This is a genomic window from Roseobacter phycocola, from assembly GCF_042055075.2.
Classification (GTDB): domain Bacteria; phylum Pseudomonadota; class Alphaproteobacteria; order Rhodobacterales; family Rhodobacteraceae; genus Roseobacter.
Map to the genome: position 1 here is coordinate 923,466 of NZ_CP194010.1, position 25,481 is coordinate 948,946.

The following is a 25,481-nucleotide window of genomic DNA, read 5'->3' on the forward strand; positions in this document are numbered from 1 at the left end:
GGGAAAACCCGCAATCTGATCCGGGGAAAACCCGGGCAACAGGGAGGAGGCGCCTTATGGGTGCACTGCTGGCGGTAATGACACCGCTCCGGCTGGTCAACGAGGCCGTTCTGGCGGTTGGCCGGGCTATTGGCGTCGTCGCCGTTGCCGTCATGGTGGCTGCGATCCTGATCCAGGTGTTTTATCGCTACGCACTCAACAATGCGCTGCCCTGGCCCGATGAGGCCGCGCGGTTCTGCATGCTGTGGATGACAGGTCTGATGGCCCCCACAGCCTTTCGCCGCGGCGGGTTTGTCTCGATTGATACCCTGGTCCGGCTGCTGCCCAAAGCAGTCGGTGCACTCTTATCGCTGCTGTTGCTGTTCATGAGCCTGCTGGTGCTGATTGTCGCTGTGCAGATCGGCTGGTCCGAAGTGACCGGTTTCGCGGGGCGCTTTGCCACTGCGTCGCTCTACCTGCCCACCGACATGAGTTTCGAAAACTGGTTCCGTGTCCCCCGCAGCTGGATGATGGCGTCTTTGCTGGTTGGGGTGGTGCTGCTGATTTCCGTGAACGTCGAACTGATCCTGCGTGCGCTGGTGCGGATGCTGGGGGGCGGCGATCAGCTGCCTCCTGTGTCGCTTGAAGAACAGGTGGGAGCTGAATAATGCTGGTCTGGTTCCTCCCGCTCTTTCTCGTCTTCCTGATGATCGGCCTGCCGGTTGTGTTCGGCCTGCTGGCCGCTCCCGGCATCCTGCTGTATCTGAACGGCCAGGAAAAAGACATCACGCTGCTGTACCGCAATGTTTACAATGGGATGGACAGCTTTCCGCTGATGGCGATCCCGTTCTTTATGCTCGCCGGAGAGCTTATGAACCGTGGTGGCATCACCATGCGTCTGGTGGAATTCAGCCAGGCGATGATGGGTCACTTCCGGGGTGGGCTGGCGCATGTGAACATCCTCAGCTCTATGCTGTTCGCCGGTCTGTCAGGGTCTGCGGTTGCCGATACCTCGGCGCTTGGGTCCATGCTGATCCCGGCGATGGAGAAACAGGGGTACACGCGCAAATTCGCTGCTGCGATCACTGCTGCGAGCTCGGTGATCGGTCCGATTATCCCGCCGTCGGGGATCATGATCATCTATGCCTATGTGATGGGCGAGAGTGTTGCGGCACTGTTCTTGGCGGGCATCGTGCCCGGGATCATGGTCGGCCTTGGCCTGATGCTCATGGTCAAACTTCAGGCGGATAAATACGACTTCCCGGTTGCCACCAAAAAACACAGCTGGGGTGAACGCGGGCAGGCGAGCCTCAAAGCCTTTTTCCCGCTCATGACGCCCGTCATTATCCTCGGTGGTATCCTCGCTGGTGTCTTCACACCGACCGAAGCGGCGGCGGTTGCTGTGGCCTACGCGCTCTTTATCGGCCTCTTTGTCATGCGGACCCTCAAACTCAGCGATCTGCCCGAGGTGCTGGGCCGCTCAGGCCTGACATCGGCGGTGGTGCTGCTGCTGGTCGGGGCTGCGATGGCGTTCAAAACGGTTGTCAGCCTGAGCCATGCGCCCGAGGCGATGGCCGAGTTTGTGCTGTCGCTGACATCCAACCCGCTGATCCTGCTGCTGCTGATCAACCTGCTGCTTTTTGTTGTGGGCATGTTTCTCGATGCAGGCCCGGCGATCATCATTCTGGGACCTATTCTGGGCCCGATTTTTGTTGAGCTGGGCGTGGATCCGATCCACTTTGCTATCATCATGAGCGTGAACCTGACCGTCGGTCTGGCAACACCACCGATGGGGCTGGTGCTTTTTGTGGCCTCATCTGTTTCCGGTGAACGGGTAGAGGCAATTTCCAAGGCAATTCTGCCTTTCCTGGCTGTTGAAATCGTTGTGATCTTCCTGATCACATATTTCGAGCCGCTTTCCATGACGATCCCGCGTCTGACGGGCTTCGCGAACTGAGCAAAATCAAAATCCAATGGGAGGATATTACATGATCAGAACAACCCTGAAATCGCTGACAGTAGCGGCCATGCTGGCCGGGTCGGCGATGACAGCTGCAGCCGCGGACTTCCAGATCCGTGCGACTGCGAACTCCAATGAAAACGACGAGGATTATGACGGTCTCGTGGTCTTCAAAAACTATGTCGAGGCCGCGTCCAACGGCGCCATCGAAGTTGAGCTTTTCATCGGAACGCAGCTTTGCGGCAACGGTGCTGAGTGTCTGCAGGGTGTCGCCGACGGCACCATCGACGTATACGTGTCCACCTCCGGCGGTGCCTCGGGCATTTTCCCGTATGTGCAGGTTCTCGATCTGCCCTATCTGATGGCGGACGATCGCATTGCCGAGCACGTGCTGTCGGGCGATTTCACCCGCAAAATGCGTGAAATGGCGCTGGAAGACTCCGGTGGTGCAATCCGTCTGATGACCATCGGCAACACCGGTGGCTGGCGCAACTTTGCCAACACCAAGCGCCGCGTGGCGGAGCCAGCGGATATGGAAGGTCTGAAGATCCGTACTGTTGTGGCCGACCTGCCGCAGGAACTGGTCAAGGCGCTGGGTGCTGCTCCGACGCCGATCCCGTGGCCTGAGCTCTTCACCTCGTTCCAGACAGGAGTTGTTGAGGGATCCAAGAACGGCATCACCGACATCATGGGCATGAAATTCCCGGATGCGGGTCTGAAGTATGTCACGCTGGACGGCCATGCCTACATGGGGGCACTGTGGTGGATGAACAACGAAAAGTTCGCCTCCATGCCCGAAGACATGCGCCGCGTCGTTGTGGATGGTTTCTACGCACTGCAGCAGGCAACATTCGCCAGCCCGAAGCGTAAATCCATTGCAGCTTACGAGCAGTTCGTGGCCGAAGGCGGTGACCTCTATGTGCCGACACCTGAGCAGAAGGCGGCCTTCAAAGAAGGTGCGGCACCGGTGTTTGACTGGTTCAAAGGCAACGTTGGCCGCGGCGAAGAGATCTTTGACGCGCTGACCGCAGCTGTAGCTGAGGCGGAAGCCGACGTGAACGCAGCGCGCGACGCTGACCTGAACTGATAACGGTCGGGGCGGTCACGGGCCGCCCCACCTGCCTTACCGGAACGGGTACATCCAGACTTTGTAATCTGCGACGAGAATATGCGCCTTCTCAATCTCTTCCGACGTCATCTTTTTCACGACCTCTTCCAGGCTGATCGCTGCGTCCGGGTCACCGCCAATTGCGCTGAGCGTGTACCACATGTAGGCGCGGACCAGATCCGGCGCCGGCATGCCACGACCGATCTCATAGTACCAGCCGATGCCGGACTGCGCGCCGGGGTGCCCTTTCATCGCGGACCGCAGGTACCACTCAAAGGCCCGCTGGTCGTCGCGCGGCACGCCAAGGCCCATCGCATACATCACGCCGATCAGCTCCTCGGCATCCGCGTTGCCCGAGCGCGCCGCAGGCCACAGTGCCTCGTAAGCCTCCTCAAAGCGGCCTTCCTCCATCATATCCCGCGCGCCCTCGATCTCGGCCAGCACAGGCGTGGCCAGAAGGCTCAGGGCAAAAAGCATTGCGCGCATGGTCTGGTGTTCTCCCTGTTTGCTTCAGCGGCCTTTGCAGGCGACCTGCCGCCACCGCTGACCGAGGCTGACTTCATCCGGTTCGACCCGGAGCAGGCAGCGCTTGGTCATTCTCTTTTTTACGATACGGTGCTTTCCGGCAACCGCAATATCTCCTGCGCGCATTGTCATCACCCTGACCTCGGGACGGGCGACGGACTGAGCCTTGGTATCGGCGAGGGTGGCCAGGGACTGGGGCCTGACCGCACGCCGGGCACCGGTGCGGACCGCGTCCGCAAGCGTATCCCCCGCAACGCACCTGGCCTGTGGAACCTCGGTGCGCGCGATCTGACGGTGATGTTCCACGATGGCCGTCTCAGCATTTCGGACATCTATGGCAACGGTTTCAATTCCCCGGCCGAGGAATGGCTGCCCACCGGGTTTAATTCGCTGCTCGCCGCTCAGGCGGTGTTTCCGCTGGTGGCACAGTTCGAAATGGCCGGCAATCCTGGCGAAAACGAGGTCATCGGGGCCGTGCATGACCGGATTGATTACGCATGGCCGATCCTGGCCAAACGCGTCCGCACCAAAGACGACTACGGTGCGCGTTTCGTGGCGGCCTTTGATCATATTGATGCCCCTGAAGACGTCACCATCGTAGAGATCGCCAATGCGCTGGCGGCGTTCATGGCCCTTGAGTGGACCAGCTATGACAGTCCCTTTGACAGGTACCTGGCAGGAGACACCGAGGCACTGACGCCCGGCCAGCAGGCCGGCTTGGTGCTGTTTTATGGCGAGGCCGGATGCAGCACCTGTCATTCCGGAGCGCTGATGTCGGACCAGGCGTTCCACGCCCTCGGGTTGCCCGCCTTCGGGCCGGGCCGGACGCGGGTGTTTGACCCCTATGCCCGTGACGTGGGCCGGATGGGCGAAAGCAACCGGCTGGAAGACGCATACGCCTTCCGCACGCCGATGCTGCGCAACGTCGCGCTGACCGCTCCTTATGGTCACAACGGTGCCTGGCCGACGCTGGAAGCCGCGATACGGCACCATATTGACCCACAGGCCGCGCGCGCCCGCTGGACGCGCGAAGATGCGGCGCTGCCAGCGATTCCGTGGCTGGCATCTGTGGATTTCGTGATCCAGAACGACCGTCTCGAAATGGCGCGTCAGGCGGCGGTTGTTCCCGAAGCGAAGGTGACCCTTGAAGATCAGCAGATCCGTGAAATCGTGGCGTTTCTGGAAAGCCTTACCGGCGCATCCGTCGACACACCGCCCTTTGGCGTACCGGCATGGTTTACACCCTGATCAGCGGCGCAGTGCTTCGGCCACGGCGTGGTAAGACGCCTTGGGCGTGCGTTCCAGCGTTTCAAAATCCACATGCACCATGCCAAAACGTTTTTCGTACCCAAGCGACCATTCATAATTGTCCATGAGTGACCAGAATGTGTACCCGGCCAGCGGAACGCCCCGGTCAATGGCCCTGCGGGCAGCGGCCAGGTGGCTGTCCAGATAATCCATCCGTTCGGTATCCGGGCGGCCCGGAGTATCGGCGTTCGCCATACCGTTTTCCGTAATGTAAACGGGCAGTGCGCCGGTGTAATTCTGCTGCAACCAGGTCAGGATATATTCCAGTCCATCAGGTTCGATCTCCCAGCCCATCTGGGTTTTTGGCAGCGGCCCCGGCACCTCCTGCAGCGAGGGCCAGGCGCCGCTGTCGGGAGCAATTCTCTTGCAGGTGTAATAGTTTACCCCAAACCAGTCGAGCGGTTGCCCGATCAGGTCAAAATCGTTCTGCCAGCCTTTCGGCATGTAGGGCTCGATGCCTTCCATGACCTCATCCGGGTAGCTTCCGCGAAACAGACCGCCCACGAAAAACCGGTTGTAGGTCGCCTCATAGGTCGCGGCGGCACGCTGTGCCTCGGGGCTGTCATCCGCGGCATGCACATGCTCGAAGTTGCATACCGCTCCGATGTTTTTTACATCAAGCGCGCGCATGGCCTGCACGCAGCGTCCGTGCGCGGTCAGCACATGGTGCATCGCATGGGCAGCCGCGCTGATGTCCCGCAGACCGGGTGCCTGCAGTCCCAGAAAATGCGACAGCCAGGCGACGCACCAGGGTTCATTGATCGGGGCGACACTGAACACCCGATCGCCGATCCGCTCCATGACGACAGTCGCGAAATCAGCCAGCCAGTGGCTGATATCGGGATTGCGCCATCCGCCCAGATCAGCCAGCGCCGCAGGCAGTTCCCAGTGATAGAGCGTTGCCATAGGCGCCAGACCACGGTCCAGCATCCCGTCCACAAGCCGGTCGTAGAAATCGAGGCCTTCAGCGTTCACCGGGCCCCGGCCTTCGGGCATCACACGGGCCCAGCTGGTCGAAAACCGATAGGCGTCAAGGCCCATCGCCTGCATCAGGTCCAGATCTTCTTCCCAGCGGTGGTAGTGGTCGCAGGCTGTCATGCCATGTTCCGCGCGGACAACATTCCCCGGTGTCGCAGCAAAGGTGTCCCAGTGCGTCCGGCCGGCGCCACCAAATCCATGGCCTTCAATCTGATAGCTCGATGTGGCCGCCGCAAACCGGAAGCCGGGCGGAAAGTCGGAACGGCTGAATTTCATGAACTGTGCCTTTCAGGGCAGGGGCCGGTCGACTGGCCAATGACCAGTTCTGCTTCCCACAGGTCGTGGGTCGGTGGCGCGTCAGGCGCACGTATCTGATCAATCAGCATCTGGGCACAGCGGCGGCCCGCATCCCGCACAGAAGACCGCACCGCAGTAAATTCAGGTCGGTCACCACCGTTGGTGAGATAGGAAATATCGTCGTCAAAACAGGCGACTGAAATGTCACACCCAAGCTGCATACCACGCGCGGTGACCGCCCGTCTGATCCCGAGGGCGGGTACGACAGAAGAGGTGACAAAGGCCGTGGGGGGTGCATCAAGATCCAGCATCGCACTTGCCGACGCATGCCCGTTCTGCTCGCTCATCTCACCGGAGTGCATCAGTTCCGGGTCCGGCCGGATGCCGGCTTTTTCCAGCGCGCGCAGGTACCCTTTGCGGCGGCGTTGTGCGAAGTCCATCTTTTCCTGTCCGTTGATGAAACCGATGCGGCGGTGGCCAAGATCCAGCAGATGCTCTGTCAGCACGTCCAGCGCACGTGTGTTGTTCACGTCCATCCATGAATAGGGGGTCTCTACATCTGAGGCCCGGCCGTGCACCAGAAATGGCACATTCAGCTGCGCCAGATGCGGAATGCGCGGGTCATCACACACCGGCGACTGAACGATCATGCCGTCCACGCTGCCGGTCTCCGCGAGCCTGCGGTAGGTTTCAAACTCATCCTCGTCCCGCACAACCGACAGGGTCATGTCGTAGCCATTAAGGGAATAGACTTCGCCGGCACCGGCAATAAAATCCGCAAAAACGATGTTCACGATCTCGTTCTGCTTTGAGAACGGAACGATGTGCCCGATGGACATTGACCGGCCCGTCGCAAGCGACAGAGCGCGTGCGCTGGGGCGGTAGTTGTAGCGTTTGGCAGCCTCTGTCACCCGGCGCCGCGTCGCTTCGTTGACCTCCGGGTACCCGTTCAGCGCACGGCTGACCGTGGTCGGCGACAGATCGAGCCGCTCTGACAGTTCCTTGAGATTCATCCCCGGTATCCCGCTTCTGGACGCAATTTCCGACCGACCCTAGGCAGAGAGCCGGGCCACGTCAAAGAAGAATCCAACATATGTTAGCGCCTAAACTCAATCGAGATTCAAAACCTTCTGTTTTTTCATCCCTGAGTTGACAGACCGGACCAGTTGCTGCACGTTTTCGCTATTCAAAGCGCTTTGAGGTGATTCTGAGCGCCTAAATAATGAGCACTAAGGCGCCGCCTGAAGGGCGCTGCAACGGGAGAAAATCATGACGGCACGCTATTACGCCGGCGCAGCAGCGCTGGCTCTTTTCGCAGGAATGGCGCATGCGGACGGGCATCAGCCATTCGCAGTGGGCGAAGGCGATTTCACGTGGGACAGCTACACCGCGTTTGCTGAAAAATACGATCTGTCCGGGCAAACCGTCGAGATCACCGGCGCATGGACCGGTAACGAAAAAGAAAAAGTCGACGCGGTCTTCTCATACTTCGAGTCCGCCACTGGCGCGACTGTGAACTATTCGGGCTCTGACAGCTTCGAGCAGGACATTGTGATCTCGGCCCGCTCCGGATCGGCCCCTAACCTTGCAGCTTTCCCGCAGCCGGGTCTTGCCGCTGACCTGGCAAGCCAGGGCCTGCTGAGCCCGCTGCCTGAAGGCTCCGCCGAATGGATCGCGGACAACTACGCTGCCGGCCAGTCCTGGGTTGACCTGGGCACATACGCAGATGCAGACGGCAATGATCAGACGTACGGCCTGTTCTACCGCGTCGATGTGAAGTCACTCGTCTGGTACTCGCCGATCGCCTTTGACGAGGCGGGGTACGACATCCCGGAGACAATGGAAGAGCTCAAGGAGCTGACCGACCTGATCGTCGAGGACGGAGGTACACCGTGGTGTATTGGTCTGGGTTCCGGTGCGGCGACCGGCTGGCCGGCAACCGACTGGGTCGAGGAAATGATGCTGCGGACGCAACCGCCGGCGGTCTATGACCAATGGGTGTCCAACGAGATGAAGTTCGACGATCCTGCGATCATCGCGGCGATGGAAGAGTTCGGCTACTTTGCGCTGAATGACGACTATGTGGACGGTGGTGCTTCGGCAGTTGCCAACACTGACTTCCGCGACAGCCCGGCTGGTCTCTTTGCGATCCCGCCCAGCTGCTACATGCACCGTCAGGCATCCTTCATCCCGGCCTTCTTCCCGGAAGGAACCGAAGTCGGTGAGGACGTGGATTTCTTCTACTTCCCGGCCTACGAAGGCAAGGATCTGGGCAAGCCGGTTCTCGGCGCTGGTGCGCTCTTTGCGATCACCAACCCGTCTGAGGCAACTAACGCCATGGTCGAGTTCCTGCAGCTGCCCGTCAGCCATGAACTCTGGATGGCACAGGGTGGTTTCCTGACGCCGCACAAGGGTGTGAACCCTGCCACATACGCAAGCGACAGCCTGCGCGCTCAGGGTGAAATCCTGCTGAACGCCACCACGTTCCGCTTCGATGCATCTGATCTGATGCCGGGCGAAATCGGCGCGGGCGCATTCTGGACAGGCATGGTGGATTACACCACCGGTGCGAGCGCCGAAGATGTGGCCAAAGGCATCCAGGAACGCTGGGACGCAATCCAGTAATTCCGGCTGACGCCAACATCCCCGGCGCATGATGCGCCGGGGCATTTTCAACAGGGTACATTCCGTCTTGGGAGGGATGCTATGTCGCCGCTGGTTCAGGGTATTCTGACAATTTTCATTGGTGTCGGCGGCTGCGTCGGGTACTTTTTTCTGTCCAATCTTATTCTGGACAAGGTGATTTTCCCGCCACGTGCGGAAAACCCCGGGCAGAATATCAATCGTGCAAACCTTGTGCGTCCCTGGCTCTTTCTGTTTCCGGCGATGGCTGCCCTGGGTCTCTATCTGGTCTATCCGGTTGTAGGCTCTTTCTGGCGGTCGCTTTACAACCGTTCCGGCGAAGAGTTCATCGGATTTGGTAACTACGCCGTTATGTTCTCGGACGATGGCTTTCAGATTGCGCTGTTCAACAATTTCCTCTGGGTGCTCTTCGTGCCGGCCTCGGCCACCTTCCTCGGTCTTCTGGTCGCACAGCTGACCGACCGGCTGAAGTGGGGCAACATCGCCAAGTCACTGATTTTCATGCCCATGGCGATCTCTTTTGTGGGCGCGTCGCTGATCTGGAAATTCGTTTATGCCAACAACGCAGATATCGGTCTGATCAATGCGCTGCGGGACTTTTTCGGTGCTGACGAGCCGCTGGATGTGCTTCAGGTCCGTTTCTGGAACAACTTTTTCCTGATGTTTATCCTGATCTGGATTCAGACGGGCTTCGCCATGGTGATCCTGTCTGCGGCGCTGCGCGGCATTCCCGAGGAAACGGTCGAGGCCGCTATCATCGACGGCGCGAACCCTTTCCAGGTCTTCTTCAAAATCAAGGTGCCGCAGATCATGGGAACAATCGTGGTTGTCTGGACGACGATCACCATTCTCGTGCTCAAGGTTTTCGACATTGTCTACACGATGACCGGCGGCAACTTCGGCACTGAAATCCTGCCCAGCTACATGATGTCCTACATGTTCCGCGACGATGGCCGCGCCACAGCGGTGGCCTTCGTGATCATGATAATCGTCCTGCCCGTGATGATCTGGAACATCCGCCAGGCCCGCGCTGAGATGCGCTGAGAGGAGAGGCAACAATGGACAATATTGCAGGAACAAAATCATCTCTCACCTGGGCGGTTCAGATCTCTGTTGTGCTGCTCGTGGTGCTCTGGCTTATCCCGACTGTCGGTCTGCTGGTGTCATCCTTCCGTGACCGGGATCAGATTTCGGCGTCCGGCTGGTGGCTGTCGCCCTTTGCCGTAGAGCAGAACTTTCAGGCCAGTATCCCGGCCGAAGAAGCCCGCAAAGACGGCGATTTCTTCGTCATTGAAGGGAACATCTTCTCGGGCGGCGAGGGCGAAGTTCTGCGCTTTGGCGGCATGCGGTCAGCACCCACGGCCTATGAGCCGGGCGAAACAGCCGATCTGCGGCGCGACCGCACACTTGTTGTGCAATCCAACGGCGACTTCATCTACAAGAACCCAAAAGAAATCAAACGCGATCCGAACGTTTATTACTCGAGTGCGACACCGCCCGACTTTTCCCTCAACAATTACCGCACCATTCTCTTTTCCAATGGGATGGACGTCGCCTTTATCAACACGTTCACGGTGACGATCCCCGCGACCATCATTCCGATCCTGATTGCGGCTTTTGCGGCCTATGCGCTTGCGTGGATGGACTTCCGGGGGCGCGGTTTCCTGATTGCGATGGTGGTTGGGCTGCTCGTTGTGCCTCTGCAGCTGGCGCTCGTGCCGCTGCTGCAGCTGCACAACAAGGTTGGCATCGGGCAGAGCTTTCTGGGCATCTGGCTGGCACACACCGGCTTCGGGCTGCCGCTCGCGATTTACCTTTTGCGCAACTACATGGTGGGGCTGCCGCGGGATATCATCGAATCCGCCAAAGTCGACGGGGCCACGGATTTCCAGGTCTTCACCAAGATCGTGCTGCCCCTGAGCTTCCCGGCGCTGGCCTCCTTTGCCATCTTCCAGTTCCTTTGGGTGTGGAACGACCTTCTGGTGGCCAAGGTATTCCTGCCGTCCAACTCTGAATCCTGGGTTATGACGGTAAAAATTGCCGATGACCTGCTGGGCTCAAGAGGCGGTGACTGGGGTATCCTTGCCGGGGCGGCGTTTATCTCTATCGCCGTGCCTCTGGCCGTTTTCTTCACGATGCAACGCTATCTGGTGCGCGGTCTTCTGGCCGGCTCCGTCAAGTAATGAAAGTCTCTTTAAATGAGTAAGATGGACACTGTGGCCATGCCTGCAAACGCGCTCTCTGATGACACCGACTGGTGGCGTGGGGCTGCGATTTACCAGATCTATCCGCGCAGCTTTCAGGACAGCAACGGCGATGGCATCGGCGATCTGTCGGGCATCATCCACCGGCTGCCCTATGTGGCGGAGCTGGGCGTCGATGCGATCTGGATTTCGCCGTTCTTCCGGTCTCCGATGCTGGATTTCGGATATGACGTATCCGATTACCGCGACGTGGATCCTATGTTCGGCACGCTGGGGGACTTTGATGCGCTGATCGAACGGGCACACCAGCTGGGTGTTCGGGTGATTATCGATCTGGTGCTGAGCCACACCAGTGACCAGCATCCCTGGTTCCGCGAGAGCCGCACGTCCCGCGACAATGCGAAATCGGACTGGTATGTCTGGGCCGATCCGAAACCAGATGGCTCTCCGCCCAACAACTGGTTGTCGATCTTCGGCGGCTCCGCCTGGGAATGGGACGGCGAACGGATGCAGTACTACCTGCACAACTTCCTGTCCGAACAGCCGGATCTGAACTTCCACAACCCGGAAGTGCAGGACGAACTGCTGGATATCACGCGGTTCTGGCTGGAACGGGGCGTCGATGGTTTCCGGCTCGATACCGTGAACTTCTACGTGCATGACCGGGAGCTGCGGGATAACCCGCCGCTGCCCGAGGAAGAGCGTAACGACAATACGGCACCGTCTGTAAACCCGTATAACTTCCAGGACCATCTCTACGACAAGTCGCAGCCCGAAAACCTGGACTTCCTGCGTCGGTTCCGGGCGCTGCTGGATGAATACCCTGGCTCAACGGCCGTGGGGGAGGTCGGCGAGAGCCAGCGCGGGATGGAAGTTCAGGCGGCTTATACCGCTGGCGATGACCTGCTGCACATGTGTTATGACTTCGCGTTTCTGGCCAACGCCTATCCGACCGGAGAGCATGTCGGCGACATTCTGGAACGGTTCAACCGTATCGTGACCGAGGGCTGGGCCTGCTGGGCCTATTCAAACCACGACGTTGTGCGCCACGCGACACGCTGGAACATGGATGAGGCACGTCTGCGCCTTTATGCCGGTCTGCTGATGAGCCTGAAGGGGTCTGTCTGTCTGTATCAGGGTGAGGAACTTGGCCTGACAGAGGCATATGTGGCCTACGAGGATCTGCAGGATCCTTACGGCAAACGTTTCTGGCCCAAATTCAAAGGACGCGACGGGGCGCGCACACCATTCCCCTGGACGCGCGACAACCGCAACGGCGGCTTTTCGGATGAAAAACCGTGGTTGCCGGTCGCGATGGAACACGTGCAGCGAGCAGCACAGGAACAGGCGACAGACCAGGGATCTACGCTGCAGTTCTACAAAGACATGCTCGCATTCCGCAAAGCGCATCCTGCAATCCTGAAAGGTAGCATCGAACTGATCGATGCAGACGAGAATCGTCTGAGTTTCCTGAGGACACATGAGGGCGCGCGCATCTTCTGCTGCTTTAATCTGTCGGACGAGGAACAGCCCGTGACACTGCCGGCGGGCAGCTGGAGCGTGGACCGCGGAGCACCATTTTCAATCACAGAGACAGCGGACGGTATCATTCTGCCGCCGCACCAGGCGCTGTTTGCAATCGCGTCGGACGCGCAGGCCTGAAACGGGAGGGACAGCAATGGCAAATCTTAATCTGACGGATGTGGGCAAAGCCTACGGTGGGACCGTCGAGGTACTCAAGAACATCAATCTGGATATTCAGACCGGTGAACTGATCGTGTTCGTTGGCCCGTCCGGCTGCGGTAAGTCAACCCTGTTGCGCATGATCGCGGGGCTTGAGAAGATCACCTCGGGAGAGCTGCTGATCGATGGTGACCGGATGAACGATGTGCCGCCGGCGCAGCGGGGGATCGCGATGGTGTTCCAGTCCTACGCGCTTTACCCGCACATGACGGTGCGCGAGAACATGGCCTTTGCGCTCAAGCTCGCCAAGAAGTCGCCGCAGGAGATCGACGAGGCAGTCAGCCGCGCGGCCAAAGTGCTGCAGCTCGACCAGTACCTGGACCGACTGCCCAAAGCACTGTCGGGGGGGCAAAGACAGAGGGTGGCCATCGGACGCTCGATTGTTCGCGATCCGAAGGTTTATCTCTTTGATGAACCGCTTTCCAACCTCGATGCGTCCCTGCGTGTCGCCACGCGGATTGAGATTGCGCAGCTCAAGGAAAGCATGCCGAACTCGACCATGATCTACGTGACGCACGATCAGGTCGAGGCGATGACCCTGGCGAGCCGGATTGTGGTGCTTGCCAACAAAGGTATTGCCCAGGTCGGGACGCCACTGGAGCTCTACGAGAAGCCGGAAAATGAATTTGTGGCACAGTTTATCGGCTCGCCGGCCATGAACCTGTTGTCGGGTGAAATTGTGGAAACCGGTGCAACCACGCAGGTGCGTCTTGATGCAGGGCAGGGTACGATTGCAGCGGCAATTCCCACACGCGACAGCGACAAGGGCATGAAGGTGAACGTTGGTATCCGGCCCGAGGATATGGTGCCGACAGATGATGACAATTATGCGTTCTCCGGCACGGTTGAAATTGTCGAAGCCCTGGGCGAGGTGACACAGATCTATTTCGCCAAAGCGGGACCGGAGGCGGCTGCCGTTATCGGCAAACTGCCGGGTATCCATTCGGATGTGCGGGGCAAGGTGCTGCACATGACGGCAGTGCCGGAAAAGGTCCATCTTTTCTCGAACGGCCATTCGCTTCTCTACCGCGACTGACCGAAACCGGCGGGTGGGAGCCATTTGCCGGTTTTCCCCTTAAACGTGCATGGCGGGCACACCATAACGATAAATTAGCGGTTACAGGTAAAATTGCGTGTACGGCGGATAGACAGGTCGGGTCCGCTGGATTTAACCTCCGTTAACGATCTGGTGTGTGGAAGGACGTGTCTTGGGCGAAACGTACGGTGTGTTACTGGTGCTGCTGTGTTTGCTGCAGATCAAACACATGCTGGGTGATTACTTCCTCCAGACGCGGATGATGCTGGACGGGCGCGACCAGTACGCGCACCTGGGGCGGTTTCTGCATGCGGGCGTTCATGCCACCGGATCCTTCATCGCTTTTCTGCTGATCGGCGCGCCGGTTGCTTTCATTGTGCCGCTGGTGCTTGCCGAATGGGCTGTACATTTTCACATCGACTGGTGGAAGGGGCGTCATACCTCTGACCAGAACCTGACACCGGCTGATGCCGGATACTGGCGGGCATCCGGTGTGGACCAGGCCCTGCATCAACTGACCTATATCGCCATGATCTGGATCTGGCTCACGATGGGTGCTGGCTGATTTGTCCGGACTGATGCGTCCGGATTTCCACCTTAAGTAGCAGAATTTTCAGCAGATTGCTTTTTTCAGGCAGTTGGTTAACGTTAGGGCATTGTTTTAGTGTCCGGGCATTTCTGCCCTTCGGGGGAAATTGGTTGAAGAAGCTGAGCTGGGTGTGCTGTGCCGGTTTTCTGGCGCTGGTTCTGGCGGGGAACGCGTCTGCGGAGACCCTGCGCGATGCCGTTCGTTTTGCTGTTACGACCAACCCATCCGTACGGGCCAGCGACGCGGAAATGCGAACCGCAGCTTTCGAGCTGATGCAGTTGCGCGGTGAATATCTGCCGACGGTCACCATCACCGGGGAAACGGGATACCAGCGCGTCGACGACGTGAATTCACTGTCCGAGGCGGATAACCGCGAGACGAAACCGCGGCATCAGCTGGGCGTTCGGGCCGAAATCGTGCTGTTCGATGGCTTCCGCCGGTCTAACCTGGTCTACGCGAATGCAGCCCGGGTGGATGGGAGCATTTTCCGTCTGCTCGATGCATCTGAGACCATGGCGCTCAATGCCACTGAAGCCTACATCGACGTCGTCCGGCACCGCCGGCTGCTTGAGGTGGCACGCCGCAATGTCACCAAGCACGAGGAAATCGGACGCCAGGTGACGGACCTGGTCGAGGGGGGGAGGCTGCCGTTCAGCGATCAGCTTACCATCGAAGACCGGATCCGTTCTGCAAAGCTGGCTCAGCTCGAAGTTGAACGTGCGTTGCGTGACGCCGGTGCCCGCTATGAGCGTGTCATCGGCCGGCCACCGTCCGGCAACATGACCGTCAGTGCAGCAACAGCACCGCAGTCTCTGGAGGCCCTCACACAGAACGCACTGGACAACAGCTACCGTCTGCTTTTTGCAAGATCGCAGATCGACCAGACACGGTCAGAAACAGAAGTTGCACTGGCCGACAGATACCCCCGCTTCACTCTCGGGGCCGGGGTTGTGCGAGACATCAACCGCAACGGTGTGCGGGGCAACCGGACGGATGAAAGCATCGGCCTTGGCCTGCGCTGGACCATCTATCAGGGCGGCAGGAAGGCAGAGCGCAACGCGCTTGCCGCGATGAACAGCAGGGCCATTGCCGCTCAGGAGGTCGCCGTGCGTGACGTGCGTGAACTGGCCGCCAGAACGTGGAATACCTATGTGACGGACCGTCAGCGCGCGGCGCAGCTCTCTGACCAGTTGCGTATTAACCGTTCAATTGTAGAGGTTTACGGCGATGAGTTCAGAGCGGCCAAGCGCACGCTGCTGGATCTGCTGGAGGTAGAACGCGCGCGCTTTACTGTTGAATTTGAAACCGTCGGTGCGCAGTCCGGTCTGGTGTTCAGCACCTATCGTGCGCTCGCTGCACAAAGCCTGCTGGCCGGGTACTTTGATCTGCCGGCGAGCGAACTGGCCCTGGAGCCTGTTTTCCGCGATCGGGCGAAAACCGCCCCGGAGAATGTCTTTAACGTCAACATAGAGCCGCTGAAGTGACGCCCGAAGACGGCACCGCCCCCAAGGCTGTGCCAGCGGGGAACGAGCCTGTGCCGGACCGGCTGCGGCTTGTGGCCTGGATGGCCGGACATTTCGGACGGACCTTTACTGCAGCCGCCGTCTCTGCGCGTCTGCCGGAAAATGCTGATCCGGACAATCCGGAAATGTTGTCCCGTGCGCTGGAAACCATCGGTCTGCGCAGCCGCCTGATCCCGCGGGACATCCGGCGCATTGATCCGGCGTCGCTTCCCTGTGTTGTCTTCCGCAAATCAGGCGATCCGCTGGTGGTCACCGGATTGCCCGACCGCGGCATCGTGCAGACTGTCGATCCGGTGGCGGGCGGGCTGGAGGCAGAACAGAAGCTCCGCGATCTGCGCCGGTCCCTGCTCCCGGGCGTTCTGCTGGTGACGCCGGCGGATGATGCCGCGACCGGCCGGTTGTCGCCGGAGGCTGCGGCTGAAACGCCATTAAAGGGCCACTGGTTCTGGGCACCTGTCCGGGCCAGCTGGTCCGGCTGGATGCAGGTTCTGCTGGCTGCCTTTCTGCTCAATCTTCTCACACTGGCACTGCCGCTTTTTGTGATGAACGTCTATGACAAAGTGATCCCGAATCTCGCCTATGTAACGCTCTGGACGCTTGCGGTCGGCGTTGGCATAGCGCTGGCACTCGATCTTGTGATGCGTACGGTCCGCGCAAACATCCTCGAAGCGATCAGCCGCCGGGTCGACCTTAAAGTCGCAGCGGCTCTCTTTCGCCAGGCCATGCAGGCAAGGCTTCTGGAACGTCCCGGCGGGGCGGCCGGTATTGTCAGCACCATCCGTGATTTTGAGGTCGTACGGGAGTTTTTCGCCTCCGCAACCTTTGTGGCGGTGATTGATCTGGCCTTTATCGGGATCTTTATTGCAGCGCTCTATTTCATCGTCGGCCCGGTCGCGCTGGTTCCTTTGTGTGCTGTGCCGGTTGTGCTGGTTCTGGCACTTCTCGCACAGCTACCGCTTGGCAGGGCTGCGGCGCGCGCCCAGCAGATGGCAACAAAACGGCATGTCGTGCTGGTGGAATCCCTCGGCGGCATTGAAACCATCAAAAGCCTGAACGCAGAGCCGCTGATGCAGCGTGAATGGGAGGCCGCCGTCACGGCCTCCTCGCGCGTGAACGGGCGGACCCGGTTCTGGTCCAACGTCGCGGCAAACGGCACCATGCTGGTCCAGCAGGCTGTGAGCGTTCTGATCATTGTCTGGGGTGTTTTTCTGGTCGCCGAAGGGCGGATTTCCATTGGCGGGCTGATCGCGGCTAATATCCTCGCGGGTCGTGTGCTGGCCCCGCTGGGGACTATCGCGCAGACAATTTTCCGGGCGCAATATGCCTTTCGTGCGCTCGGGGCCCTGAACAGGTTCATGAAACTTGAAACGGAGGAAGCAGGGGCTGTCAGATCGGATGCGGTCGTCAGACGCGGCGCGCTGTCATTGGATGACGTAACATTTACCTATCCCGGTGCGCAGAATGCGGCTCTCTCAGGGCTCACATTCGACATGGCACCGGGAGAAAGCATTGCCTTGCTGGGGCGGGTAGGGTCCGGCAAAACGACAACCGGCAAGGTGCTGGCGGGGCTGATCCGGCCGTCATCCGGTACTGTTCTCGTCGATGGCATCGCACTGGATCAGTACGATACCGCCGAGCTGCGGCGTGGCGTTGGTTATCTGCCGCAGTCACCGGAGCTTTTTACCGGAACGCTGCGCGAAAACCTTGTGATCGGCGCTCCCGATGCAACGGACGCAGATATCAGCCGCGCGCTCTACTTTGCGGCGATGGATGAATTTGTGGCCGGTCTGCCGGAAGGGCTGGACCTCTTTGTCGGTGAACAGGGTACGCGCCTTTCCGGTGGTCAGCGCCAGGGGATTGCTCTTGCCCGTCTGTTGCTGCGCCGCCCGCGTGTTCTGTTCCTTGATGAGCCGACCAATGCGATGGACCACCGTATGCAGCAGCAGATCACCGAACGTCTGAAAGAGCTGAACCGCAGCGGAATGGGTTTGCTGATCTCCACGCACAGACAGTCCCTGGCCGCGCTGGCGGGCCGTCTGATTGTGATGGATGCGGGCCGTGTTGTTCTGGACGGTGCACCCGGCGATGTGATGACACGTCTGAAGGACATGGGTGCTGCAAAAGAGCAGGAGACCAGCGGTGTTCGGTAACCGGGACGAGGATGTTTTCGTGAACGATGTCCGGTCCGTGTCCGGAGCGGGGCGGGACCGCGGACCGCTGCGTCTGTTGCTGGTTGTGGCGCTTGGCATCGGGTTGTTTGTCTCTTGGGCTACCACGCACCGGATCGAGGAAACCGCGCGCGCGGTCGGTCGGGTGATCCCCTCGCAGCAGGTGCAGGTCGTGCAGAGTGCGGAAGGAGGCATTGTGCGCGATATCGCCGTGCGCGAGGGGGATCTGGTCGAAGCCGGAGATGTGCTGATGCAGATCGACGACATCCGGTCAGACGCCGAACGGGGCCAGCTGCTGGAACGTGAGGCCGCCATTCTGGCGGAATCCATCCGGCTGGAGGCTGAGGCCGCGCTGGCGTCGGAGCCTGATTTTCCGGTCGCACTGGAGGCGCGTGCGCCGCTGGCGACGGCAGCCGAGGGGCGTCTGTTTGACAGCCGCCGCGAGCAGCTGACACGCGAATTGGAAGTGCTGCAGGCCCAGCTGACCCAGCGCCGCAGCGAGCTGGACGAAATGCGTGCGATCAGGGCCCGCACCCGGGCGGTCATCGCGCCACTGTCCGAAGAGATCGCACTGACGCAGGACATGTTTGACCGGGGGCTGGTGCCGCAGATCGAACTGCTGCGCCTGCAGTCCAGATTTGCTGAGCTGAGCGGTGACATTGCCGTCAGCGAAGCCAGTGAACCGCGTCTGCAGGCGGCCATAGGTGAGGCCGAAAACCAGATCAATGCGGCCCGCTCTGCTTACATTCTGACCGCCCGTCAACGGCTGGCACGACTGCAGCTGGAGCTTGCCGTGGTTCAGGAAACCCTGCGCAGCGCCAATGACCGGGTGACCCGTGCGCAATTGCGTGCGCCGGTGCGCGGGACAATCAACCGGGTGAACACGACAACCATCGGCGCGGTGGTGCAGCCGGGCGCTGCGCTGATCGAAATTGTGCCCTCTGATGACAGCCTTCTGATCGAGGCGGACCTCGGACCCCGCGATATTGCCTTTGTGCGCACCGGCGAGCCCGCATCCGTCAAAATCTCTGCCTACGATTACCTCGTGTACGGGGCGCTTGCGGGGGAAGTTCTGCGGATCGGAGCGGATACGATCACCGCCGAGGGCGGGACAGAGTTTTTCCGCGTGATCGTGCGGACGGACAAATCCTGGCTGGGCACGGACGACAATCCATTGCCCATCACGCCGGGAATGATCGCGTCAGTGGATATCCAGACCGGCGAGAAAACCGTGCTCTCCTATCTTGCGCGGCCTATTCTGCGCGCCCGCTCAGAGGCCTTGCGGGAGCGGTGACCTACTATTTTCCGGTTGAGGCATAGACCCCATCCCAGTCGCCGGCCGGCGGGTCAGAGCGCAGCTGAGCGATGCGCGTGGCATAAAGTGTAACATAGGCGTCCAGATCCTGACCGGCTTCGGCCGCCAGCGCCGGCAGGGCAGAGAGAGCAGCATCGGCCCCGTCCCAGTCCTGCGCCCGGTAGGCATCCAGCATCTCAGCGTTTCTGAGGATGAGCCCTTGAAAGGCGGTTTGTGAGCGCAGGCCATCATGACCGAAGAGGGAAAAGACAGTCTCCGGCACTTCTTTACCAACAACGCGGATCCTGTCCAGTTCCATGACGGCCATGTCCTGCGAAACACGCGCGGCGGTCGCCTGTCCGAGAATAATGGCGCACCCGTAATAGCGGGACTGACCCTCAAGCCGCGAGGCGACATTCACCGGATCGCCCAGTGCAGTGTAGTCAAAGCGTGTGTCGCTGCCCATGTTGCCCACGACGCACTGGCCGGTGTTGATGCCGATTCCAACCTTCAGCGGGTGTACCCGGTGTCCGTCGCGGCCCGTGGTCCGTGTGCCGGAACGCAGACGCTTTGCATTGAAAGCCTCCACATCGGAGATCATGCGCAGGGCGGCATGGCAGGCGGCATGCGCGTGTTCCTGGTGATCCAGCGGCGCGTTCCAGAAAGCCATCACAGCGTCACCCATGAATTTATCGATGGTCCCCTGGTTGTCCATGATCGCCTCGGACAGGATCGTCAGGAACCGGTTCATCAGAACGGTCAGCGCCTGCGGGTCATCGCGGTATTCTTCGGCGATGGCGGTGAAGCCACGGACATCGCTGAACAGAAGCGTAAGCTGCCGTGATTCCCCGCCCAGAGTGAGTTTGCCTTGGTTGCGGCTCAGCTGATCCACAAGGTCCGGCGAGACATATTGCCCGAACGCGCTGCGGATTTCGCGCCTTTGCCGTTCCTCGCGCAGGTAGTTCACCGTCGAGATCAGCATGATCGCGGTCGCCGTTGCCAGCACCGGAAAGGTCGGATCAATCAGCACGCGGTGCTCGTGGAACATGAAATAGGACCAGGCGACATATCCTGAGAGCAGCACAACAGAAGACGAAATCAGCAGCCGGGCAGAAAGGCTTGGGGCAAAAATGATCACCAGCGTGCAGAGCACAAGTGTCAGGACCAGTTCAACGGCGATGGCATAATTCGGTCGGCTGAGCAGCGTCTGTGCCATGATGTTTTCGAGCACCTGTGCGTGGATTTCCACCCCGGCCATCGGGATGCCAAGCGGTGTCGCGCGGAAATCTTCCAGCCCGATGGCGGAGGTGCCCACAAGGACCAGATGCCCCGCCATGCGACCAGGCGGCATGCGCCCCCCGATCAGGTCAGCCGCCCGCACGTAACGGCTCTGCGAAGAGGGCGTGAGATAGGGCCAGACTGTGCCATCCCGCGCGGTGGGCACAAGCTGGCGGGCAAGGACCACCCCCTCGATACCCGCGTCGTTTGTGCGGATTGCATAGGTCCCGCCGCCGGTCGCCACCCGCAGCAGTTCCGGTGTCAGCCCCAGCCGGATCTTATCCTGCACCATCATCACCAGCGGGACGCGGCGGTAGACGCCATCGGCATCCGGCCTTGTCGCGAACATGCCGCGGCCGGCGGCGTTGGCCTCAAGTGCGGGAAGGTTCTGCAGAATGTCGGGAAACCGGAGCAGGAAGGGCGTCGGGTCAGGCCCGATCAGTGCAGGGGGCATATCAACCATTTCACGCTTTTCGGCACGGTTTCCTGCCAGCGAACGCACGGTGGCCTGCCCGACAATGACCCGCGACCGGGCAAAGGCCTGCGCCAGCAGATCGTCGTTCTCGGGCATGCCGGAAAGCTGCTCTGCGAGCTCCGGGGGCATGTCCGGATTGTCCCGTGCGATCTGCGGCGGCGACAGGCGGTCCGGTTCGGCAAAGACGATATCGAACCCGATGGCCACGGCACCGTCGGCTGTCGCGCGATCCACCATCTCGGCCACGCGCGTGCGGGGCCAGGGCCATTGGCCAATCTCCTCGATACTGCTGTCATCAACATCCAGGATCGTCACCGGCAGAGGGGTGATATCGCGGGGTTTGGACTGGTGGTAGAGATCAAAAGCGGTGTGTCGCAGCGTTTCAACCGGCAGCGGGTCACCGATGCGAATCGCCAGACCGCACAGGAGCCCCAGAAAAGAGATGACCCTGATCCAGCCCAGCCACTTTGAAAACCACTCTTTCATACCCGGCTGGACCCTGACCGTAATTTTCTTAATGAAATCAGCGCACAGGCTGAATTTTTGCTTAGCTACTGATGATTTTGACGAATTTCCGCAACGGATCAACCCTGCGGGATTCGTGAAATTGTTTCCAAAATGTTACCAAAGACCCAAAAAACCTTGCCGGTTATGCGTTTTGTGGCAGCATTCAGGCAATTGTCTGGTGGGAATGTGTTGTGGTTCACATACGGATCACGGGGGTATTGGTAAAAGTTTAACTGATTTATTAATGCGGGGATTTCAGATGTGTCGTTGCGCGTCACTGACATAAGTCAGCCGCTGACCGGTACACATGTACTGAGTGCGGATGGTGACGGACGCCTCGTTGCGCCGGACAGCGAACAGCTGTTTGGCGGAGACTACACGCGCTCGGGCAACGATCTCTATGTCTCTGCAGACGGCCTGCCGGACCTCTATATCCCGGGATACTTCAGGGGCGCTCCGGCTGACATCATGGATGCCAGCGGCGCCGTGGTCCGGGGGCCGGTTGTCGCGCAGCTGGCAGGACCGGAAGCGCCGGCTCAGTATGCCCAGACAGGTGGAACGACGACGCCGGGCGCGAGCCCTGTGGGGCAGGTCGAAACGCTAGAAGGCGCCACGACCGTCCAGCGTACCGACGGTTCTGTCGAAACCCTGCAGGTGGGGTCGCAGATCTACCAGCAGGATGTGGTGCAGACAGCTGATGGCGGATCTGTCTCCATCACCTTTGTGGACGGCACAATTTTCACGCTGGCCTCTGCGTCACGCATGGTCATCGACGAGCTGATCTATGATCCCGGGTCCGCGTCGAATTCCGGCGGTTTCAGCCTGTTGCAGGGCAGTTTTGTTTTTATTGCCGGACAGGTTGCAAAAACCGGCGGCATGGAGGTCAGTACACCGTCCTCCACCATGGGCATCCGGGGCACAACGGTTCTGGTTGAAGTGACCGCGGACGGTGGTGTTGTAACCAGTTCCGTGACACTGACGCGCGACCCGGATGGCAGTGTGGGCCGTGTTGAGCTGCGCGATGTTGACGGCAACCTCGTGGCAACGCTGACCGATATCAACACCAAATGGCTTGTGTCCTCAGCTGGTGGCGAAACCCGTGAAGTGGCACGTACCCTTCAGGATGATGCAGACGACAATCTGCTGATCGCAGAGGCATTTGCGGCCTTCCGGTCGGCTGTCGCGCGGGTAGATAACGGCGACACCTTTGTCACGCTCAGCGATCCGGGCGGTCCACCGTTGGGGGGGACGGGCGGCAACAGCCCTGAAAATTCCTTCCAGGTGGATTCGATTGACGAGCCCGATACCATCGAGCAGCCGCCGGACGTCCAGAGCGATGATGCCGATACATTCGAGCCTTTTGATGATGGTCTGCTGCAACCTGACCTGGCTCCGGAACCGCCGGTATTCCGCTTTTCGGGCCTTGAGGACGCCACCGTGGACGATGCCATTGCTGGTGTTGTCGCGGTGCAGGGCGGCACGGGGCCGCTCACCTATTCGCTGAGCTCTCCGCCCGCGACCGGCAACGTTACAGTCAACGCAGACGGATCTTTTGAATACGTACCGGCACCGGATTTCAACGGACAAGAAACATTTGCGCTGAACGTGCTGGATGACGCTGGTGAGACCAGCGAAGCGATAGTTGTCGTCGAGGTGCTGCCGGTAAATGATGCGCCCGCCGTCAGTCCTGGCGACAGCAGCCTGACAGGTGCAATCGAAGAGGCCGTAGAAGACACGACGATTTCCGGCATGCTGTTTGCAACGGATGTGGATGCCGGATCGGTTCTGACCTGGAGCATCGCCGCGACGGCCGCGGTTTACGGAACATTCGCCGTCACACCGCAGGGTGTGTGGTCTTATACAATCGACAACGAACTGGCCGATCCGCTGCGCGTGGGGGAGATGGCAACCGAAACGCTCACCGTCACGGTAACGGATGAATACGGTGCTACAGACAGCGAAACCGTTTCCGTACTCGTGACCGGCACAAATGATGTGCCGACGGTCAGCCGTGTCAGCGTGTTCGAAACCACCCAGGATACCGACGTCGCGGGGACACTGACCGCAGGCGATATTGATGGTGCCGGTATATTCAGTTTTGCCGCCGGTCCGGATGCCCCTGCGAACGGGACCGCGGTCATCAATCCCGACGGATCGTTCTCATACACACCGGACACCGGCTTTGTGGGCGTCGACCGCTTTACGTACACCGTCACGGACGAGGATGGTGGGCAAACGGAAGGCCGGATCGAGGTTGAGGTCGAGAATACAACCGTCGATGTCAGTGGTGCCAGTGTTTCCGTCGATCTGAACCGTGACGCCACAGCGGATACGGCTGCCGGGGCCGTCGCGATTGATGTTGACGGCGATGTTGCCGTTACGCAGATCAACCTCTCTGTGCTGCTGGACAGTTCGGGCAGTATCCCGCTGCCGCTCTGGAACAGCCTTCTGGATTCCCTTGAGGACGCAATGAACATCCTCATCGACCAGTTCGCGGGTTCGGCAACAGTCGTCGAAGTTCAGTTCACTTCTTTCGGGTCGACCATCAGTTCCAGCGCTGTCCTTGATCTGATGGATCCGGATTTGTCGGCTGCCATTCGCGGACTGCCCTACACCGGTACAGGGACCAACTGGCGTGCGGCATTCACGGAGGCCGGTGACTTCCTGCTGGAGGAAGCCCCTGACGAATCCAATTACCTGCTCTTTGTAACGGATGGCAGGCCCAGCAGCGGGGACTGGCAATCAGCGCTTTCCGAACTGACGAACCCATCTGATGGGCGCGATCCGGTTGAGATCAGTGCCTTTGGCTTCGGCGACGTGGATTTTGCGCAACTGCAGCTGGTCGACCCGGATGCAGTTCAGTTTGTGAGCCCGTCGGATCTGTCCGCAGCACTGCAGGAATCGCCGCTCTTCACGCCGGAACTGGTGGACCTTTCCGTGCGGCTGGAGGTCGATGGCACAGACCTTGGTGTCATATCGGACGAAACCAGCCCGGCCCTGCAGATCGAGGGCCTTGATTATGAGCTGCCACTCGCCGCCATCGAAAACATCGCCGGTATGCTGGGCGAAGACAACCGCATCACAATAGAGGCCGGGTTCGATACGGATGGCGACAAAAACACCGTTGAGTTCGAACTGACATCCTTTGATTCCTTCGGCCGCGCAGACACGGCGCAGACACTGACGGGGCTCGACGGCCACGACCTGCTCTTTGGCAGCAATGAGGACGACAGCATCACGGGCGGCGACGGTAATGACGTCATTCTCGCCTTTGACGGCGATGACACGATCAGCGCGGGGGCCGGAAACGACAGTGTTCTGGCAGGTGACGGGGATGACCGCATCATAATGACCGACATGCCGACGGGCACAGAAGTTGTCAGCGGCGGGGCGGGCCGTGACGTGCTCGAAGTGGATGTGGCAGACATAAATGCCCTGCTGGCAGCGACCGATCTGTCCGGGATCGAAGCCATCGATATGGACAACGGGCGCGCGGATGCTCTCTCCCTCAGTCTTGTGGACATTGTCTCCTTCTCGGATGAGGCTGATGCCGACCTTGAAGCGCTGCTGGGAAGTGCACTGCCGGAAAGCATCACGGTCTATGGCGAAACCGGTGATCTGGTCGATATCAGTACCGGCGCGGGCGGGAGTGTGCGGGCCGCAGCAGCAGGTCCTGTGAACGACGGAGCAGGCAACGCCTTCACGATCTACGAATACGTCGATTCGGGGGGCGAGGTGCTGGCCACTCTTGCCGTGGAATCCGCCGTGACTGTGGCGTCGGACGGCGCGACTGTCTGACCTTTTTCTGACGTTTTTCCGTGACTTCGCCGAAAGTTCCGCAGCCTGTGCAAAGTGCATGTTCTGCG

At 60.0% G+C, this 25,481-nt stretch carries 18 protein-coding genes; 14 read left to right on the forward strand and 4 right to left on the reverse strand.

Annotated elements, in window-relative coordinates:
• The first annotated feature begins 56 nt into the window (after window positions 1–56).
• From AB4K19_RS04495 to AB4K19_RS04505, 3 genes are read left to right on the forward strand one after another with little or no spacing between them, the layout of a single operon-like run.
• Window positions 57–647 (forward strand): TRAP transporter small permease, encoded by a 591-nt coding sequence (locus AB4K19_RS04495; RefSeq protein WP_375230717.1) that lies wholly within the window; start codon window positions 57–59, stop codon window positions 645–647.
• Window positions 647–1,936: a TRAP transporter large permease gene (locus AB4K19_RS04500; RefSeq protein WP_375230718.1), complete on the forward strand. Its 1,290-nt coding sequence runs from the start codon at window positions 647–649 to the stop codon at window positions 1,934–1,936. The genes AB4K19_RS04495 and AB4K19_RS04500 overlap by 1 nt, the downstream gene beginning before the upstream one ends.
• Before the next feature lie 31 nt (window positions 1,937–1,967).
• Window positions 1,968–3,026 (forward strand): TRAP transporter substrate-binding protein, encoded by a 1,059-nt coding sequence (locus tag AB4K19_RS04505; RefSeq protein ID WP_375230719.1) that lies wholly within the window; start codon window positions 1,968–1,970, stop codon window positions 3,024–3,026.
• 36 nt (window positions 3,027–3,062) lie between these two features.
• Here the strand turns inward: AB4K19_RS04505 and AB4K19_RS04510 are convergent, their stop codons facing one another.
• Window positions 3,063–3,533 carry a tetratricopeptide repeat protein gene (locus tag AB4K19_RS04510; protein WP_375230720.1) on the reverse strand — a complete coding sequence of 157 codons (471 nt, stop codon included), beginning with the start codon at window positions 3,531–3,533 and terminating at the stop codon, window positions 3,063–3,065.
• Between the two features lie 15 nt (window positions 3,534–3,548).
• On the opposite strand from AB4K19_RS04510, the gene AB4K19_RS04515 reads away from it, so the two are divergent.
• On the forward strand, window positions 3,549–4,820 hold the full coding sequence (locus tag AB4K19_RS04515; RefSeq protein ID WP_436399525.1) for a cytochrome-c peroxidase: 1,272 nt from the start codon (window positions 3,549–3,551) through the stop codon (window positions 4,818–4,820).
• On the opposite strand, the gene AB4K19_RS04520 is transcribed toward AB4K19_RS04515, so the two are convergent.
• Window positions 4,821–6,134, reverse strand: a complete 1,314-nt coding sequence (locus AB4K19_RS04520; RefSeq protein WP_375230722.1) for a GH1 family beta-glucosidase — start codon at window positions 6,132–6,134, stop codon at window positions 4,821–4,823.
• Window positions 6,131–7,168 carry a LacI family DNA-binding transcriptional regulator gene (locus AB4K19_RS04525; protein ID WP_375230723.1) on the reverse strand — a complete coding sequence of 346 codons (1,038 nt, stop codon included), beginning with the start codon at window positions 7,166–7,168 and terminating at the stop codon, window positions 6,131–6,133. The genes AB4K19_RS04520 and AB4K19_RS04525 overlap by 4 nt, the downstream gene beginning before the upstream one ends.
• 256 nt (window positions 7,169–7,424) lie before the next feature.
• On the opposite strand from AB4K19_RS04525, the gene AB4K19_RS04530 reads away from it, so the two are divergent.
• The 9 genes from AB4K19_RS04530 (at window position 7,425) to AB4K19_RS04570 (ending at window position 19,355) form a co-directional block, all read left to right on the forward strand.
• Window positions 7,425–8,780 carry an ABC transporter substrate-binding protein gene (locus AB4K19_RS04530; RefSeq protein ID WP_375230724.1) on the forward strand — a complete coding sequence of 452 codons (1,356 nt, stop codon included), beginning with the start codon at window positions 7,425–7,427 and terminating at the stop codon, window positions 8,778–8,780.
• Between the two features lie 81 nt (window positions 8,781–8,861).
• Window positions 8,862–9,842: a carbohydrate ABC transporter permease gene (locus AB4K19_RS04535; RefSeq protein WP_436399195.1), complete on the forward strand. Its 981-nt coding sequence runs from the start codon at window positions 8,862–8,864 to the stop codon at window positions 9,840–9,842.
• A gap of 14 nt (window positions 9,843–9,856) precedes the next feature.
• Window positions 9,857–10,981 (forward strand): carbohydrate ABC transporter permease, encoded by a 1,125-nt coding sequence (locus tag AB4K19_RS04540; protein ID WP_375230725.1) that lies wholly within the window; start codon window positions 9,857–9,859, stop codon window positions 10,979–10,981.
• A 24-nt stretch (window positions 10,982–11,005) separates the two neighbouring features.
• The gene (locus AB4K19_RS04545; RefSeq protein WP_375230978.1) at window positions 11,006–12,664 is read left to right on the forward strand and encodes an alpha-glucosidase family protein; all 1,659 of its coding nucleotides are present in this window, start codon (window positions 11,006–11,008) and stop codon (window positions 12,662–12,664) included.
• Window positions 12,665–12,680: 16 nt separating this feature from the next.
• Window positions 12,681–13,781, forward strand: coding sequence for an ABC transporter ATP-binding protein (locus AB4K19_RS04550; RefSeq protein WP_436399197.1), 1,101 nt, complete (start codon window positions 12,681–12,683; stop codon window positions 13,779–13,781).
• A gap of 172 nt (window positions 13,782–13,953) precedes the next feature.
• Window positions 13,954–14,346, forward strand: coding sequence for a DUF3307 domain-containing protein (locus tag AB4K19_RS04555; protein ID WP_375230726.1), 393 nt, complete (start codon window positions 13,954–13,956; stop codon window positions 14,344–14,346).
• 134 nt (window positions 14,347–14,480) lie between these two features.
• A complete protein-coding gene (locus AB4K19_RS04560) occupies window positions 14,481–15,854 on the forward strand; it encodes a TolC family protein (RefSeq protein ID WP_436399200.1) in 1,374 nt (457 codons plus the stop codon).
• Window positions 15,851–18,043 (forward strand): type I secretion system permease/ATPase, encoded by a 2,193-nt coding sequence (locus AB4K19_RS04565; RefSeq protein ID WP_375230729.1) that lies wholly within the window; start codon window positions 15,851–15,853, stop codon window positions 18,041–18,043. The genes AB4K19_RS04560 and AB4K19_RS04565 overlap by 4 nt, the downstream gene beginning before the upstream one ends.
• Window positions 18,033–19,355 carry an HlyD family type I secretion periplasmic adaptor subunit gene (locus AB4K19_RS04570; protein WP_375230730.1) on the forward strand — a complete coding sequence of 441 codons (1,323 nt, stop codon included), beginning with the start codon at window positions 18,033–18,035 and terminating at the stop codon, window positions 19,353–19,355. Before AB4K19_RS04565 ends, AB4K19_RS04570 begins: the two co-directional genes overlap by 11 nt.
• Window positions 19,356–19,359: 4 nt before the next feature.
• Here the strand turns inward: AB4K19_RS04570 and AB4K19_RS04575 are convergent, their stop codons facing one another.
• Window positions 19,360–21,594, reverse strand: coding sequence for a CHASE2 domain-containing protein (locus tag AB4K19_RS04575; protein ID WP_436399203.1), 2,235 nt, complete (start codon window positions 21,592–21,594; stop codon window positions 19,360–19,362).
• Between the two features lie 282 nt (window positions 21,595–21,876).
• On the opposite strand from AB4K19_RS04575, the gene AB4K19_RS04580 reads away from it, so the two are divergent.
• Window positions 21,877–25,413, forward strand: coding sequence for an Ig-like domain-containing protein (locus AB4K19_RS04580; protein WP_436399205.1), 3,537 nt, complete (start codon window positions 21,877–21,879; stop codon window positions 25,411–25,413).
• The last annotated feature ends 68 nt before the right edge of the window (window positions 25,414–25,481 follow it).